Here is a 14,556-nt window from a genome sequence, read left to right on the forward strand (position 1 = left end):
GGTCCATTTCCGTTTTTCCTTCCCGATTGCGGCGGCTCCTTTTGCGGAGCAAAAAATGCATTCTCCTACCGACACTCGCCCCGTCATCCTGACGGGCGACCGGACCACCGGTCCACTCCATCTCGGCCATTATGTCGGGTCGCTGAAGAGCCGCGTCGCGCTTCAGCATAGCCATCGACAATTCCTGCTGCTGGCGGATAGCCAGGCGCTGACCGACAATGCCCATGATCCCGAAAAGATCCGTCGCAACGTTCTCGAGGTCGCCACCGATTATCTTGCCGTCGGCATCGATCCGACGCTGACGACGATCTGCGTGCAATCCGCCTTACCGGCGCTGGCGGAGCTGACACTGCTCTATCTGAATTTCGTCACGGTCAGCCGTCTCGAGCGAAATCCGACGATCAAGACGGAGATCCAGCTGCGCGGTTTCGAACGCGATGTGCCGGCCGGCTTTCTCTGCTATCCGGTCGCGCAGGCGGCCGATATTACTGCTTTCAAGGCGACCGTCGTTCCTGTCGGCGAGGATCAGGCTCCTCTGATTGAGCAGACCAACGAAATCGTTCGCCGCCTCAATCGACAGATCGGGCGTGATGTGCTTGTCGAGGCAGCGGCCTTGGTGCCGACGGTCGGGCGTCTGCCCGGCGTTGACGGCAAGGCGAAGATGAGCAAATCGCAGGGCAATGCGATCCCGCTCTCGGCGTCGCCGGATGAAATAAGCGATGCGGTACGACGCATGTACACCGATCCGGATCACCTGCGCGTCAACGATCCCGGCAAAATCGAAGGAAATGTCGTCTTCACCTATCTCGATGCCTTCTGCGAGGATCGGCAACTGGTCGAAGAGCTGAAGGCACATTATCGCCGCGGCGGGCTTGGCGACATCACCTTGAAGAGACATCTTGAGGGTGTCCTGCAAGCGCTGCTCGCACCGATCCGCGAGCGCCGCGCGCGCTATGCCGCCGAGCCGGACTATGTCATGGGGATCGTGCGTGAGGGGACACGAAAGGCGAGGGAGCGGACGGAGGCGACACTTGCCGAGTTACGCAATGCCTTGGGCCTTTTCGTCCTGTCCTGAAACAAAAACGGCCGGGCGATCTTCTGATGCGCCCGGCCGTTCTCGTAGCTGCTTGTCTGATTATTCCGCCAAAGCGACGGCGATCTCCGCGGCCAAACGCGCATTGTTCTCGACAAGCGCGATGTTGGTCTTGAGGCTGCGGCCCTCGGTAATGTCGAAGATCGTGCTCAGCAGATAGGGCGTAACCGCCTTGCCGCTGATCTCGTCACGCTCAGCGCTGTCGAGTGCGCGCTCGATGTAGATTTCCATCTCCTCTCGCGGGATCTCGTCGGCTTCCGGAACCGGATTGGCGATCAGCATGCCGCCATCGATGCCGAGCTGTTCGCGCGTTGTCTGGAAGTTGGCGATCGCAGCAGGGCTGTTCAGCGTCAGCGGGCTCGTCAGACCGGAGGAGCGCGACCAGAAGGCCGGGAATTCGGTGCTGTCGTAGGTCACGACCGGAACGCCGCGAGTTTCGAGCACTTCCAGCGTCTTCGGAATATCGAGGATCGCCTTGGCGCCGGCGCAAACGACGATGACGCCTGTGCGGGAAAGCTCTTCAAGATCGGCCGAAATATCGAAGCTCTCTTCGGCACCACGATGCACGCCGCCGATGCCGCCGGTGGCAAATACTTTGATGCCGGCGCGGGCGGCCGCGATCATCGTGGCGGCAACGGTGGTCGCGCCCGTGCGGCGCTCGGCGATCGCAAAGGCGATGTCGGCGCGCGAGACCTTCATCGCACCTTCCGTCTTGGCCAGTGCTTCCAGCTCTTCCGGCTCAAGGCCGATATGCAGCGTGCCGTGAATGACGGCGATTGTTGCCGGCACCGCGCCTTCCTGCCGGATGATCGCTTCGACGCTGCGGGCCATCTCGATATTGCCCGGATAGGGCATGCCGTGGGTGATGATCGTCGATTCCAGGGCGACGATCGGCGCACCGCGAAGCTTGGCGGCGGCGACTTCCTTCGAATAGGAGATCGGAAGCAGGGGCGAGATAGGCTGGGTCATTGTCGTTTCCAATTCACTGAAACAATATATGCGTCTTGAGCAGGCTTCATGACAGAATTTCGGCCTCGGGAACAAGGGCCAAAGCCGCCTTTAGCAGCTCGGGAGAGAGATTTTCTGCCGTTGCATAGGGGGACTGGACGGTGATTGCCGCCGCCGCCGCGCCATGACGGACGGCTTCTGCGAGGTCATGACCGGCCATCAGTGCCGAAAGAACGCCGGAAGCAAGCGAATCTCCCGCACCGGTGACATCAGCGACATTTTCGACGATAGGCGGCCGCAGGCTGACGATGGCATCGCGCGAGAATGCGATCAGGGGGCGTTTCCCGCGGGTGATCACGCCATTGCGCAGGCCGAGCGCCCGCAAAGCGCTCACCCATTCGCGTGGATCCTCCGGGCGAATTTCGGTCAGCGCCGCGGCTTCGGCCTCATTGAGGAACAGGTGATCGATGCCGGCAAGGCTTGGCTTCAGCCGCACCACTTTTGCCGGCGAGATGGCAATGGCGGCGACCGGCTTGCCGCATAGGGCAGCTCTTGCCGCAATTGTGCCTAGGGTTTCGGCAGGCAGATTGGCGTCGCAGAGAATGAGGTCGGTCTCATCGAAGGCGTCGCGAACGGCGCGAATCGCCAGGCGTCGAGGAACGAAGAGTTTGTAGAGCTCCATATCCGCGAGCGCGATGACGAGATTGCCGTCATTCTCGAGGATCGCCGTATAGCTCGGCGTTTTGCGATCCAGAAAGACGAAGGGCTTGTCGTCGATGCCGGCGTGGCTTGCAGCCTCGGCCACCATCTCGCCGGAGGGATCGCCGCCGCGCGGCGAGATCAGCTTTACGTCGAAGCCCAGGCGGGAAAGATTTCGCGCGGCATTGAAGCCGCCACCGCCGGGCTCTTCGAACCATGCGCCGGGATTGCTGGCGCCGGGCGCCGTCTCACCGAAGATGCGGCCGCGCCGGTCGATATGGGCGCCGCCGAGAACGAGAATCTTTTTCGCCATATGGTTATCCTCAGCAATCAAAAAGGCGAGTCGAGCGGCGTCGCGACCGGCGCGAACTGATCGTCCCGGAGCCGTAAGTGTCTGGGAAGAAAGAAGAAAACAAAAGTAGAACGGAATTCATTTTACCTTTTTCTTTCAATTGCTTGTTGTGCTCTTGCGATAAGAGAACAAATAGAGTACAGAATTCTCATCGGCGGCGACATTGCTAGAGCGGCTTCAATAACCTAAAGGTGGATCGAATGTCTCAGAATTCTTTGCGGCTTGTAGAGGACAAATCGGTGGATAAAAGCAAGGCACTTGAAGCGGCACTCTCTCAAATTGAGCGGTCGTTCGGCAAGGGCTCGATCATGAAGCTCGGCTCTAACGAGAACGTGGTCGAAATCGAAACGGTTTCCACCGGCTCTCTGAGCCTCGATATCGCTCTCGGCATTGGCGGCTTGCCGAAGGGGCGCATCATCGAAATCTACGGGCCGGAAAGCTCGGGTAAGACGACCCTGGCCCTGCAGACCATTGCAGAAGCCCAGAAGAAGGGCGGCATCTGCGCTTTTGTGGATGCGGAACATGCGCTCGATCCGGTCTATGCACGCAAGCTCGGCGTTGACCTGCAGAACCTGCTGATCTCGCAGCCTGATACCGGCGAGCAGGCGCTCGAAATCACCGATACGCTGGTGCGCTCCGGCGCGATCGACGTCCTCGTCGTCGACTCCGTTGCGGCCCTGACGCCGCGCGCCGAAATCGAAGGCGAGATGGGCGACAGCCTGCCGGGTCTGCAGGCTCGTCTGATGAGCCAGGCGCTGCGCAAGCTTACGGCTTCGATCTCGAAGTCCAACTGCATGGTGATCTTCATCAACCAGATCCGCATGAAGATCGGCGTTATGTTCGGCTCGCCGGAAACGACGACGGGCGGTAACGCGCTGAAGTTCTACGCCTCGGTTCGCCTCGATATCCGCCGCATCGGCGCCGTCAAAGAGCGCGAAGAGGTGATCGGCAACCAGACGCGCGTCAAGGTCGTCAAGAACAAGATGGCGCCTCCCTTCAAGCAGGTCGAGTTCGATATCATGTATGGCGAAGGCGTTTCCAAGACCGGCGAACTGGTTGATCTCGGAGTCAAGGCCGGTATCGTCGAAAAGTCCGGTGCCTGGTTCTCTTATAACAGCCAACGCCTCGGCCAGGGCCGCGAAAACGCGAAGCTTTTCCTGCGCGACAATCCGGATCTCGCCCGCGAGATCGAATTGTCGTTGCGCCAGAATGCCGGCCTGATCGCCGATCGCTTCCTGCAGAATGGCGGTCCCGATGCCGATGATGGCGACGCCTCCGGGGAATAAGGATTTTCGGGAGCAATTCTCCATTCAAGACCGAGACTGAAATTCGAAACCGGCCGCATTGTCCAAGGGATGTGCGGCCGGTTTTGTTCGTGCGGCTGGACAGCGCCGGGAGCGGACGATAAAAGCCACTGACTTTGATGCAAGTTGCTGAGCGCAGGACTGAAGGGCCCCATATGAGCGGTGTGAATGAAATCCGGTCGACCTTCCTCGACTATTTTAAGAAAAACGGTCACGAGATCGTGCCGTCGAGCCCGCTGGTGCCGCGCAACGATCCCACATTGATGTTCACCAATGCCGGCATGGTGCAGTTCAAGAACGTGTTTACCGGTCTGGAGCAACGTCCCTATACGACGGCGTCGACGGCGCAGAAATGCGTGCGCGCCGGCGGCAAGCATAACGACCTCGACAATGTCGGCTATACCGCCCGCCATCACACCTTCTTCGAGATGCTCGGCAATTTCTCCTTTGGCGACTATTTCAAGGAGCGCGCCATCGAGCTTGCCTGGAACCTGATCACCAAGGAATTCAGCCTCGATGCCAAGCGCCTGCTGGTCACGGTCTATCATACCGACGACGACGCCTTTAACCTGTGGAAGAAAATCGCCGGCCTTTCCGATGATCGGATTATCCGCATCGCCACCAGCGACAATTTCTGGGCGATGGGCGATACCGGTCCGTGCGGTCCCTGTTCCGAAATCTTCTACGATCACGGCGATCACATCTGGGGCGGCCCTCCCGGATCGCCGGAAGAGGACGGTGATCGTTTCATCGAGATCTGGAACCTCGTCTTCATGCAGTTCGAGCAGATCACCAAGGAGCAGCGCGTCGACCTGCCGCGTCCGTCGATCGATACCGGCATGGGCCTCGAGCGTGTTGCCGCCGTGCTGCAAGGCAAGCACGACAACTATGACATCGATCTGTTCCGCGCGCTGATCGAAGCTTCGGAAGAGGCAACGGGAGTTAAAGCCGAGGGTGAGCACCGCGCCAGCCATCGCGTCATCGCCGACCACCTGCGCTCCTCCGCCTTCCTGATCGCCGACGGCGTGCTGCCGTCGAACGAAGGTCGCGGCTACGTGCTTCGCCGCATCATGCGCCGCGCCATGCGCCACGCGCAGCTGTTGGGTGCCAAGGAGCCGCTCATGTGGAAGCTGCTGCCGGCGCTGATCCAGCAGATGGGCCGCGCCTATCCCGAGCTGGTTCGCGCCGAGGCGCTCACCTCCGAGACGCTGAAGCTCGAAGAAACCCGTTTCCGCAAGACATTGGAACGCGGCCTGTCGCTGCTGAACGATGCCACGTCGGACCTTCACAAGGGTGATAGCCTGGACGGCGAAACCGCCTTCAAGCTCTACGACACCTACGGTTTCCCGCTCGACCTGACGCAGGATGCGCTGCGTGCTCGCGGCATCGGTGTCGACATTTCCAGCTTTACCGATGCCATGGAGCGGCAGAAGGCCGAAGCACGCTCGCATTGGGCCGGTTCCGGCGACAAGGCGACCGAAACCATCTGGTTCGAGCTCAAGGAAAAGAACGGCGCCACTGAATTCCTGGGTTACGATACGGAATCTGCCGAAGGCGTGATCCAGGCGATCGTCAAAGACGGTGTTGCAGTCGATAGCGCCTCTACCGGCGACAAGGTGCAGATCGTCGTCAACCAGACGCCGTTCTACGGCGAATCCGGCGGCCAGATGGGCGATACCGGCGTGATATCAAGCGATCACGGCAAGCTCGTCGTCAGCGATACGCAGAAGAAGGGCGAGGGCCTCTTCGTTCACAGCTCCGAGGTGTCGGAAGGCAAGATCAAGGTCGGCGACGCCGTCGTCCTGACAGTCGATCACAACAGGCGTTCGCGCTTGCGTGCCAACCATTCCGCCACGCATCTGCTGCACGAAGCTCTCCGTGAAGTGCTCGGCACCCACGTGGCGCAGAAGGGATCCCTGGTTGCGCCGGAGCGTCTGCGTTTCGACGTTTCGCATCCAAAGCCGATGTCGGCTGAGGAGCTGAAGGTCGTCGAAGAGATGGCCAACGAAATCATCCTGCAGAACTCGCCGGTCACGACGCGCCTCATGAGCGTCGACGATGCGATCGCGGAAGGCGCAATGGCGCTGTTCGGCGAGAAGTATGGCGACGAAGTCCGCGTCGTGTCGATGGGGCAGGGTGTTCGCGGTGCAAAGTCCGGCAAGCCTTACTCGGTCGAGCTTTGCGGCGGCACGCATGTCTCCGCCACCGGCCAGATCGGTCTCGTGCGCATTCTCGGCGAAAGCGCCGTCGGTGCCGGCGTTCGCCGCATCGAAGCCGTGACCGGTGAATCCGCGCGTGATTATCTCGCCGAACAGGATGACCGCGTAAAGAGCCTTGCCTCGACGCTCAAAGTTCAGCCGGGCGAAGTCGTTTCCCGCGTTGAAGCGCTGATGGACGAGCGCCGCAAGCTGGAGCGCGAATTGGCTGATGCCAAGCGCAAGCTCGCCATGGGCGGCAGCCAAGGCGGCTCCGCTGATGCGGTCCGTGAAGTCAACGGCGTCAAATTCTTCGGCAAGCCCGTTTCCGGCGTCGACCCCAAGGATCTCAAGGGTCTGGCGGATGAGGCGAAGGCGAGCCTCGGATCAGGCGTCGTGGCGCTGATCGGCGTTTCGGATGATGGCAAGGCCAGCGCCGTCGTCGCCGTCACGGAGGATCTGGTTGGCCGCTTCAGCGCCGTCGATCTCGTCCGCGTCGCTTCAGCTGCCCTCGGCGGCAAGGGCGGCGGCGGCCGTCCCGACATGGCGCAGGCCGGAGGCCCTGATGGTGCCAAGGCCGATGAGGCGATCGAGGCGATTGCTGCGGCACTTGCCGGCTAAAGCACTGATTTCCGATTGGTAATCAAAGATGGCGGATGCTTCGGTGTCCGCCATTTTTCTTTGTCCGGGCAACTCCGCAGGATTTGTCAAATCGGGTTATGCTCTTGTCAGGCCGATCGATTTGCAAGGGGTTAGACATGAGCGGCGGAACGGCGTGGACGCTTTACGAGACCCGGTTGCGGCGGGTTTCGGCCTATATCCACGAGCATCTGGACGATGAACTCGATATGGAAAAGCTCGCCGAGATCGCCTGCATGTCCAGCTATCACTGGCACAGGATTTATCGGGCGATCTACGGCGAGACGGCGGCGGCGACCGTCAAGCGGCTGCGGCTGCATCGTGCCGCCGGCGATCTCGTCAACACCCGTCTATCCGTCAGCGACATTGCAAAGCGGTCGGGCTATCCCAACCTCCAGTCGTTCAACCGCATCTTCAGATCCGTCTACGGCATGCCGCCGGCGCGATATCGGAATGAGGGAAGCCATACGATCTTCGAACCCAGCACCCAAGGAAGGATCACGGTCATGTTCGACGTTACGCTTCGCACGATTTCCCCGATGTCACTGATCGGTGTCGCCCATCGCGGCTCCTATATGCAGATCGGGCAGGCATTTGAAACACTCTTCGGCACCATCTTCGCCCGTGGCCTGGCAGGGCCGGATATGCGCATGATCGGCGTCTATCTCGACGATCCCGATGTCGTGGAAGCGGACAATCTGCGCTCCTATGCCTGTGTTACTGCCAGCGAGGCCGTCGTTGCCAATGCTCCGCTGGAGCGGCGTTCGCTTGATGGCGGCGACTATGCCGTGCTGCGTCACAAGGGGCCTTATGCGAACATGCATAGGGCTTATCAGTGGCTCTATGCGCAATGGCTCCCGGCTTCCGGGCGGCAGCTGCGCGATACCCTCATGTTCGAAGAATATATCAACAATCCGCGTGATGTACCGCCGACGGAATTGCTGACGGATATCTATATGCCGCTTCAGTAGCGGCATAAGATCCCGATAGAGTTTTTCCTTTCAATACCTTGTATTGTCAGGCATTAGTCGGTTTCGGCATGGCGGCATTGTCAATCTCGTTGCCGCGGCGGTAGGCGTCGCGGTCGCTGACGTGGCTCCAGTAGTCGACGAATGCCGGCCGCTTTTCGATGGTACCGAAATTAAGTCCCCAGCCGACATGCGAACCGACATAGACGTCGGCTGCCGTAAAGCGGTCGCCGGCGATGAACGGCGAGGTCGTGACGGCGTACTCCATCGCATCAAGCACGTTCGCAAAGCTGCCGCAGCCGGCCATGCGCAGGCGTTCCGGCGGGACTTCGAAGCCGAGGGCGCGATTGGTGATCGCCATCTCGAACGGCCCGGCCGCAAAGAACATCCAGCGGAAATAGCGGCCGCGCTCGGCAGCCGTCGGAGCAAGCCCCGCCTGCGGAAAAGTTTCGGCCAGATAGGCACAGATGGCGGCACCTTCGGTGACGACGGTATCGCCATGCTTGATGGCCGGTACCTTGCCCATCGGGTTGACCGCGAGATATTCCGGCGATTTCATCGTCGTGCCGTAGTCGAGATATTCGGTGCGGTAGGGCTGGCCGATTTCCTCGAGCATCCAGCGGGCGATGCGTCCGCGCGACATCGGATTGGTATAGAAAACGAGTTCTTCAGCCATCTGCCTCTCCCCTTTGTTGCGGGCATTTTTGCCACCGGTTCGCCCCGGCGGCAAGATTCAGGGCAAAAGAAAACCCGGCGTTGAGGCCGGGTTTTCGTGTCTGCTCATGTCGGCAAGGCTTAGGCAGCCATGGCCTTCTTGAGGTTTTCGTCGATCTTGTCGAGGAAGGCGGTGGTCGAGAGCCACGGCTGATCGGGGCCGATCAGCAGCGCCAGGTCCTTGGTCATGTAGCCGGCTTCAACCGTGTCGACGCAAACCTTTTCGAGCGTGGAAGCGAACTTCGCGAGTTCGGCATTGTCGTCGAGCTTGGCGCGGTGAGCGAGGCCGCGGGTCCAGGCGAAGATCGAAGCGATCGAGTTCGTCGAGGTTTCCTGGCCCTTCTGGTGCTGGCGGTAATGGCGGGTCACCGTGCCGTGTGCGGCTTCGGCTTCGACCGTCTTGCCATCTGGCGTCAGGAGAACCGAGGTCATTAGGCCGAGCGAGCCGAAGCCCTGGGCAACGGTATCGGACTGGACGTCGCCGTCATAGTTCTTGCAGGCCCAGACGTAGCCGCCGGACCACTTCAGGGCGGAGGCAACCATGTCGTCTATGAGGCGGTGTTCATAGGTGATGCCGGCTTCGTCGAACTGAGCCTTGAACTCGTTCTGGTAGACTTCTTCGAAGATGTCCTTGAAGCGGCCGTCATAGGCCTTGAGGATGGTATTCTTGGTCGAGAGATAGACCGGCCACTTGCGCATCAGGCCGTACATCATAGAGGCGCGGGCGAATTCGCGGATCGACTCGTCGAGGTTGTACATGGCCATTGCAACGCCGGCGCCCGGAGCGTTGAAGACTTCCTTCTCGATGACCGTGCCATCTTCGCCGACAAACTTGATGGTGAGCTTGCCCTTGCCGGGGAACTTGAAGTCGGTGGCGCGGTACTGGTCGCCGAAAGCGTGACGGCCGACGACGATCGGCTGCGTCCAGCCCGGAACGAGGCGCGGAACGTTCTTGCAGATGATCGGCTCGCGGAAGATGACGCCGCCGAGGATGTTGCGGATCGTGCCGTTCGGGCTCTTCCACATTTCCTTGAGGTTGAATTCCTTGACGCGGGCTTCGTCCGGCGTGATCGTCGCGCACTTGATGCCGACGCCGTACTTCTTGATGGCGTTGGCGGCGTCGACGGTGACCTGGTCGTTGGTGGCGTCGCGGTTTTCGACCGAGAGGTCGTAATAGTCGATATCGATGTCGAGGTAGGGGAAGATCAGTTTTTCTTTGATGAGCTGCCAGATGATGCGAGTCATTTCGTCGCCATCGAGATCGGCAACAGGATTTGCGACCTTGATCTTCTTCATGCTTCTGCCTCGTTTAAGCTGATGGGACCCGATGGTCCTGTGGGTAATATGGAGTCCCGAGGCTATAGCACCGCAAGTGCGGAACGCAAAGCCGATAGAGCCTCCCGGGTCGCGTTTTTGATCATTCGTGACATCACCCCGCTTTTTACGATCCGGCCATTGCCAAAGCGATTGATGGGTCTAATGTCGCCCAGGTTTTGCCCGTTGCCCCTGCGTCATGGAATCACGTCATGCATAAATTTGCCGCCTCCGCTTTCGCCCTTATGCTTTTTCAGTTCTCGCTTGGCGCGCATGCGGCGTTGGCGGCCGATGCGACGACGCCGGTCAAGGCCATCATGGACGCGACCGTCTCGAACTGGGCGGGCGGCGACAGCGACTGGCAGGATATTTTCGGCGAGGACAAGCTCAAGGATATTTACAGCAAGGATTTTGGAGCGAAATACCAGGCGGCGGCGCAATTTCCCGCCGCCGACGAGGATGGTATCTCGCCCTTCGACTACGATGTCATTGTCAATGCGCAGGATGCGTGTCCGCTGGAAGATGTGAAGATTGCCGCCCAGCCGCCAAAGGGTAATGTGACGGAGGTTCTGGCGACCTTCAAGAAATCGACCTGCATGGGTTCCGACGCCGATTATCAGAAGGTGACGACGGTTCGTTTCGAGGTCATCGAAGAGGGCGGCAGGCCCGTGGTGGACGATATCGTCACAAACGCTGACAATGGCAATCCAAGCTCGCTCAAGAGCGTGATGGTGGATCTTGTCAAACAGCAGCAGCAACAGCCAACAGACCAGACGCAGCAACCGTCGGATCAGCAGAAGCCGGCCAATCCGCAATAGTCGCGCGGGATTCGTTCTGCCGTTCAAGCGCAAAAACCTTGCCGATCGGCTGGCGTCTCGCTATTGCGACCCATGATTTGCGCGAGAAGGTTCGCGCACGGAGAGCAAGACTCATGGCAGGCACGAATAGCGAGCGTCAACTTCTGGCCGAAGGGCCGGCCATCATTCTGGTCGAGCCGCAGATGGGCGAAAATATCGGTATGGTGGCGCGCGCCATGGCGAATTTCGGCCTTGCCGAATTGCGCCTCGTCAATCCTCGCGATGGCTGGCCGAACGAGAGGGCACAGGCGACTGCCTCCAAGGCGGATCATATTATTGAGGCGACCAAGGTCTACGACACGTTGGAGCAGGCGATCGCTGATCTCAATTTCGTCTATGCGACAACCGCGCGGGAGCGGGATGGCTACAAGCCGGTGCGTTCGCCTGTCGTTGCGGCCGAGACGCTCCGCACCAAATTCAAAGCGGGCGAGGGCACCGGCATTCTCTTCGGCCGTGAGCGCTGGGGCCTGACGAACGAGGAAGTGGCGCTGGCCGACGAGATCGTCACCTTTCCCGTCAATCCCGCTTTCGCTTCTTTGAACATCGCGCAGGCCGTGCTGTTGATGTCCTATGAATGGATGAAGTCGGGCATGGAGGATCTCGGCGATGTGCCCTTCCAGGCGATCGAGCAGCGGCCTTCGACGAAGGAGCAGCTTTTCGGCCTGTTCGACCAGCTCGAGGAGGCGCTGGATGCGCGCAATTATTTCCATCCCGCCGGGAAAAAGCCGAAAATGGTCGACAATCTCCGGGCCGTTCTCTCGCGCCGGGCGTTCACCGAACAGGAAATCAGCGTCTTGCGCGGGGTGATCTCGTCTCTCGACCGCTTCTCGCGGAAGTCCCCGCGCGGCAGCGGCTCGCATCCACGATCCTCGAAAGCACCGAAGGAAGCCCCAAGCGATGACAGCAGCGGTGAATGAGCTGAAACCGGTCCTCGTCTTCGATTCAGGGATCGGCGGTTTGACCGTGCTGCGTGAGGCACGCGTGTTGATGCCGGAGCGGGGTTTCATCTATATCGCCGATGATGCCGCATTTCCCTATGGCAGTTGGGAAGAAGCAGCGCTGAAGGAGCGCATTGTCGGTCTCTTCGCAAAGCTGCTTGAGCAATATGATCCGGAAGTCTGCATCATCGCCTGCAACACGGCCTTCACGCTGGCCGGCGCCGCTCTTCGCGCCGCCTTTCCGCAGATGACGTTTGTGGGTACCGTGCCGGCGATCAAGCCAGCTGCGGAGCGCACGCGTTCAGGCCTGGTTTCGGTGCTGGCGACACCGGGCACCGTCAAGCGCGCCTATACGCGCGACCTGATCCAGTCCTTCGCCACGCAATGCCATGTCCGGCTTGTCGGATCGGAAAATCTGGCGCGCCTAGCGGAGAGCTATATTCGCGGCGATGCAATTACAGACGAGGCCGTCATGACCGAGATCGATCAGTGCTTCGTCGAGATGGATGGCCACAAGACCGATATCGTCGTGCTTGCCTGCACGCATTACCCTTTCATGGCGAATATTTTCCGTCGCCTTGCGCCTTGGCCGGTCGATTGGCTCGATCCGGCTGAAGCCATCGCAAGGCGCGCCCGCAGCCTGGTGCCGCAGGTAGCCGATGCTGTGCATCCCGACAATTTCGACTTTGCGGTGTTTACCTCCGGGGCCCCCGATTTCCCCACGCGCCGGCTGATGCAGGGTTTTGGACTCAAGGCTTGATGATGAAAGACAAGGTTTCGCTGCGAAAACTCGATCTCGCGGATATGCCGGCGGCTGCCGCTGTCCATCGCGCTTCCTTCAACGAGCGGCTGCCGACGCTTGCCGGGCTTCATACGCCGGAAGAAGATGTTGGCTTCTGGAGCGCCGTCGTTTTCAAAGATTGCCAGATTTGGGGTGCGGAAGAGGGCGGTCGTCTTGTTGGCGTCATCGCCTTTCTCGAGGATTGGATCGACCAACTCTACGTGTTGCCTGAGGCGCAGGGGCGCGGCATCGGCAGCCGCCTTCTCGATATCGCCAAGTCGACCTATCCGGCGCTGTCGCTCTGGACGTTCCAGAGAAACGAGCCTGCGCGCCGCTTTTACGAGAAGCATGGCTTCTTCGTGGTTGACGAGTCGGATGGGGCAGGCAATGAGGAAAAGGAACCGGATGTGCTTTACAAGTGGGAGGCACGCTTGCATCGGTTGTAATGCAGGATTGGGCTGAGTGGCGGAATATTGGGAGGGCGATATTTGATGTCTTTTGAGATTGATTGCAGTGTTGTCGAGGCAAGCCATGCGTCTGCGTGAATGCCACAACTTCCATGATTTTCGTCTTCTCGCCAAGAAGCGTCTTCCCGGCCCGATCTTCAACTATATCGATGGTGCTGCCGACGACGAAGTGACGCTCCGGCGGAACACAGCCAGCTTCGAAAGCTGCGATCTCGTTCCCAACGTCCTGCGTGGGGTCAGCGAGATTGATATGTCTGTCACCGTCATGGGACAAAAGCTCGCGACACCTTTTTATTGCTCGCCGACGGCGTTGCAGCGGCTCTTCCATCACCAGGGCGAGAATGCGGTTGCTGCCGCAGCTTCCTCGCTCGGCACCATGTTCGGCGTTTCCTCGCTTGGCACTGTCAGCCTCGAGGAAATCCGCAAGAAGCATCAAGGGCCGCAGGTCTATCAGTTCTATTTCCATAGGGATCGTGGCCTGAACCGGGCGATGATGGAGCGGGCGAAGGAAGCCGGCGTCAATGTGATGATGCTGACTGTCGACAGCATTACCGGCGGCAATCGCGAGCGCGATCTTCGCACCGGGTTTTCCATTCCGTTCAAGCTCAATCTGGCCGGGATTACCCAGTTCGCCATCAAGCCTGCTTGGGCGCTGAACTACGTGACCCACGAGAAATTCCGCCTGCCGCAGCTCGACGAGCATGTCGATATGAGCGGTGGCGCCATGTCGATCGGCAAGTATTTCACCGAAATGCTCGATCCATCGATGAATTGGAACGACGTCGCCGAGATGGTGAAGCACTGGAACGGGCAGTTCTGCCTGAAGGGCATCATGTCGATCGAGGATGCCAAGCGTGCTGTCGATATCGGATGTACCGGCATCGTGCTGTCGAACCATGGCGGCCGGCAGCTGGACGGTTCACGGTCCGCATTCGACCAGCTGGCGGAGATCGTTGACGCCGTCGGCCATCGCATCGATGTCATGATGGATGGCGGCATACAGCGCGGCACGCATGTGCTGAAGGCTCTGTCGCTCGGCGCCAAGGCCGTTGGCCTCGGCCGCTTCTATCTCTATCCGCTGGCCGCTGCCGGTCAGGCGGGTGTGGAACGGGCGCTGAGGCATTTGCGCACCGAAGTCGAGCGCGACATGAAACTGATGGGCTGCACTTCGGTCAGTGAGCTGTCGCGCGCCAATCTGCGGTTCAGATAGGTCTCACAATCGCCTGTGGGTTTTTTCAATCCACGGGCGCGAAGCTTGGAAATCTTTGCTAGACGAGGGCGCGTCCT

At 60.0% G+C, this 14,556-nt stretch carries 13 protein-coding genes; 9 read left to right on the plus strand and 4 right to left on the minus strand.

The window, feature by feature from the left end:
- The first annotated feature begins 55 nt into the window (after positions 1 to 55).
- On the plus strand, positions 56 to 1,075 hold the full coding sequence (gene trpS, locus PH558_RS05710; RefSeq protein WP_285202639.1) for a tryptophan--tRNA ligase: 1,020 nt from the start codon (positions 56 to 58) through the stop codon (positions 1,073 to 1,075).
- Between the two features lie 60 nt (positions 1,076 to 1,135).
- Here trpS and PH558_RS05715 read toward each other — a convergent pair whose 3' ends face one another.
- Entirely contained in the window at positions 1,136 to 2,062 is a 927-nt protein-coding gene (locus PH558_RS05715) for a pseudouridine-5'-phosphate glycosidase (RefSeq protein ID WP_095435030.1), read from the minus strand.
- A gap of 46 nt (positions 2,063 to 2,108) precedes the next feature.
- Positions 2,109 to 3,053, minus strand: a complete 945-nt coding sequence (locus tag PH558_RS05720; RefSeq protein ID WP_095435029.1) for a carbohydrate kinase family protein — start codon at positions 3,051 to 3,053, stop codon at positions 2,109 to 2,111.
- A 239-nt stretch (positions 3,054 to 3,292) separates the two neighbouring features.
- On the opposite strand from PH558_RS05720, the gene recA reads away from it, so the two are divergent.
- The 3 genes from recA (at position 3,293) to PH558_RS05735 (ending at position 8,201) form a co-directional block, all read left to right on the plus strand.
- Positions 3,293 to 4,378: a recombinase RecA gene (recA, locus tag PH558_RS05725; RefSeq protein ID WP_095435028.1), complete on the plus strand. Its 1,086-nt coding sequence runs from the start codon at positions 3,293 to 3,295 to the stop codon at positions 4,376 to 4,378.
- A gap of 173 nt (positions 4,379 to 4,551) precedes the next feature.
- Complete coding sequence (alaS, locus tag PH558_RS05730) at positions 4,552 to 7,212, plus strand: alanine--tRNA ligase (protein ID WP_285202640.1); 2,661 nt, start codon at positions 4,552 to 4,554, stop codon at positions 7,210 to 7,212.
- A 137-nt stretch (positions 7,213 to 7,349) separates the two neighbouring features.
- A complete protein-coding gene (locus tag PH558_RS05735; RefSeq protein ID WP_285202641.1) occupies positions 7,350 to 8,201 on the plus strand; it encodes an AraC family transcriptional regulator in 852 nt (283 codons plus the stop codon).
- 46 nt (positions 8,202 to 8,247) lie between these two features.
- Here PH558_RS05735 and PH558_RS05740 read toward each other — a convergent pair whose 3' ends face one another.
- Together PH558_RS05740 and PH558_RS05745 are read right to left on the minus strand one after the other, a co-directional pair.
- Entirely contained in the window at positions 8,248 to 8,874 is a 627-nt protein-coding gene (locus tag PH558_RS05740; RefSeq protein ID WP_285202642.1) for a glutathione S-transferase family protein, read from the minus strand.
- A 119-nt stretch (positions 8,875 to 8,993) separates the two neighbouring features.
- Positions 8,994 to 10,208, minus strand: a complete 1,215-nt coding sequence (locus PH558_RS05745) for an NADP-dependent isocitrate dehydrogenase (RefSeq protein WP_004108975.1) — start codon at positions 10,206 to 10,208, stop codon at positions 8,994 to 8,996.
- Between the two features lie 230 nt (positions 10,209 to 10,438).
- On the opposite strand from PH558_RS05745, the gene PH558_RS05750 reads away from it, so the two are divergent.
- The 5 genes from PH558_RS05750 to PH558_RS05770 all read left to right on the plus strand — a co-directional run bounded on the left by PH558_RS05750 (position 10,439) and on the right by PH558_RS05770 (position 14,479).
- Positions 10,439 to 11,044 (plus strand): hypothetical protein, encoded by a 606-nt coding sequence (locus PH558_RS05750; RefSeq protein ID WP_285202644.1) that lies wholly within the window; start codon positions 10,439 to 10,441, stop codon positions 11,042 to 11,044.
- Between the two features lie 113 nt (positions 11,045 to 11,157).
- On the plus strand, positions 11,158 to 12,000 hold the full coding sequence (locus PH558_RS05755) for an RNA methyltransferase (protein WP_285202645.1): 843 nt from the start codon (positions 11,158 to 11,160) through the stop codon (positions 11,998 to 12,000).
- Positions 11,981 to 12,781, plus strand: a complete 801-nt coding sequence (gene murI, locus PH558_RS05760; protein ID WP_285202646.1) for a glutamate racemase — start codon at positions 11,981 to 11,983, stop codon at positions 12,779 to 12,781. The genes PH558_RS05755 and murI overlap by 20 nt, the downstream gene beginning before the upstream one ends.
- A 2-nt stretch (positions 12,782 to 12,783) precedes the next feature.
- Positions 12,784 to 13,248 carry a GNAT family N-acetyltransferase gene (locus PH558_RS05765; protein WP_095436288.1) on the plus strand — a complete coding sequence of 155 codons (465 nt, stop codon included), beginning with the start codon at positions 12,784 to 12,786 and terminating at the stop codon, positions 13,246 to 13,248.
- An 85-nt stretch (positions 13,249 to 13,333) separates the two neighbouring features.
- On the plus strand, positions 13,334 to 14,479 hold the full coding sequence (locus PH558_RS05770) for an alpha-hydroxy acid oxidase (RefSeq protein ID WP_285202647.1): 1,146 nt from the start codon (positions 13,334 to 13,336) through the stop codon (positions 14,477 to 14,479).
- The last annotated feature ends 77 nt before the right edge of the window (positions 14,480 to 14,556 follow it).

The sequence above is a fragment of the Rhizobium pantanalense genome (assembly GCF_030182525.1).
Taxonomy (GTDB): Bacteria; Pseudomonadota; Alphaproteobacteria; order Rhizobiales; family Rhizobiaceae; genus Rhizobium.

Bases quoted from the DNA above. Each gene is read 5' to 3' on its own strand.
- PH558_RS05735 (WP_285202641.1), top strand. From the start codon at position 7,350: ATGAGCGGCGGAACGGCGTGGACGCTTTACGAGACCCGGTTGCGGCGG.
- PH558_RS05765 (WP_095436288.1), top strand. From the start codon at position 12,784: ATGAAAGACAAGGTTTCGCTGCGAAAACTCGATCTCGCGGATATGCCG.
- PH558_RS05715 (WP_095435030.1), bottom strand. From the start codon at position 2,062: ATGACCCAGCCTATCTCGCCCCTGCTTCCGATCTCCTATTCGAAGGAA.
- murI (WP_285202646.1), top strand. From the start codon at position 11,981: ATGACAGCAGCGGTGAATGAGCTGAAACCGGTCCTCGTCTTCGATTCA.
- PH558_RS05740 (WP_285202642.1), bottom strand. From the start codon at position 8,874: ATGGCTGAAGAACTCGTTTTCTATACCAATCCGATGTCGCGCGGACGC.
- PH558_RS05770 (WP_285202647.1), top strand. From the start codon at position 13,334: ATGCGTCTGCGTGAATGCCACAACTTCCATGATTTTCGTCTTCTCGCC.
- recA (WP_095435028.1), top strand. From the start codon at position 3,293: ATGTCTCAGAATTCTTTGCGGCTTGTAGAGGACAAATCGGTGGATAAA.
- PH558_RS05745 (WP_004108975.1), bottom strand. From the start codon at position 10,208: ATGAAGAAGATCAAGGTCGCAAATCCTGTTGCCGATCTCGATGGCGAC.
- PH558_RS05750 (WP_285202644.1), top strand. From the start codon at position 10,439: ATGCATAAATTTGCCGCCTCCGCTTTCGCCCTTATGCTTTTTCAGTTC.
- PH558_RS05720 (WP_095435029.1), bottom strand. From the start codon at position 3,053: ATGGCGAAAAAGATTCTCGTTCTCGGCGGCGCCCATATCGACCGGCGC.
- PH558_RS05755 (WP_285202645.1), top strand. From the start codon at position 11,158: ATGGCAGGCACGAATAGCGAGCGTCAACTTCTGGCCGAAGGGCCGGCC.
- alaS (WP_285202640.1), top strand. From the start codon at position 4,552: ATGAGCGGTGTGAATGAAATCCGGTCGACCTTCCTCGACTATTTTAAG.
- trpS (WP_285202639.1), top strand. From the start codon at position 56: ATGCATTCTCCTACCGACACTCGCCCCGTCATCCTGACGGGCGACCGG.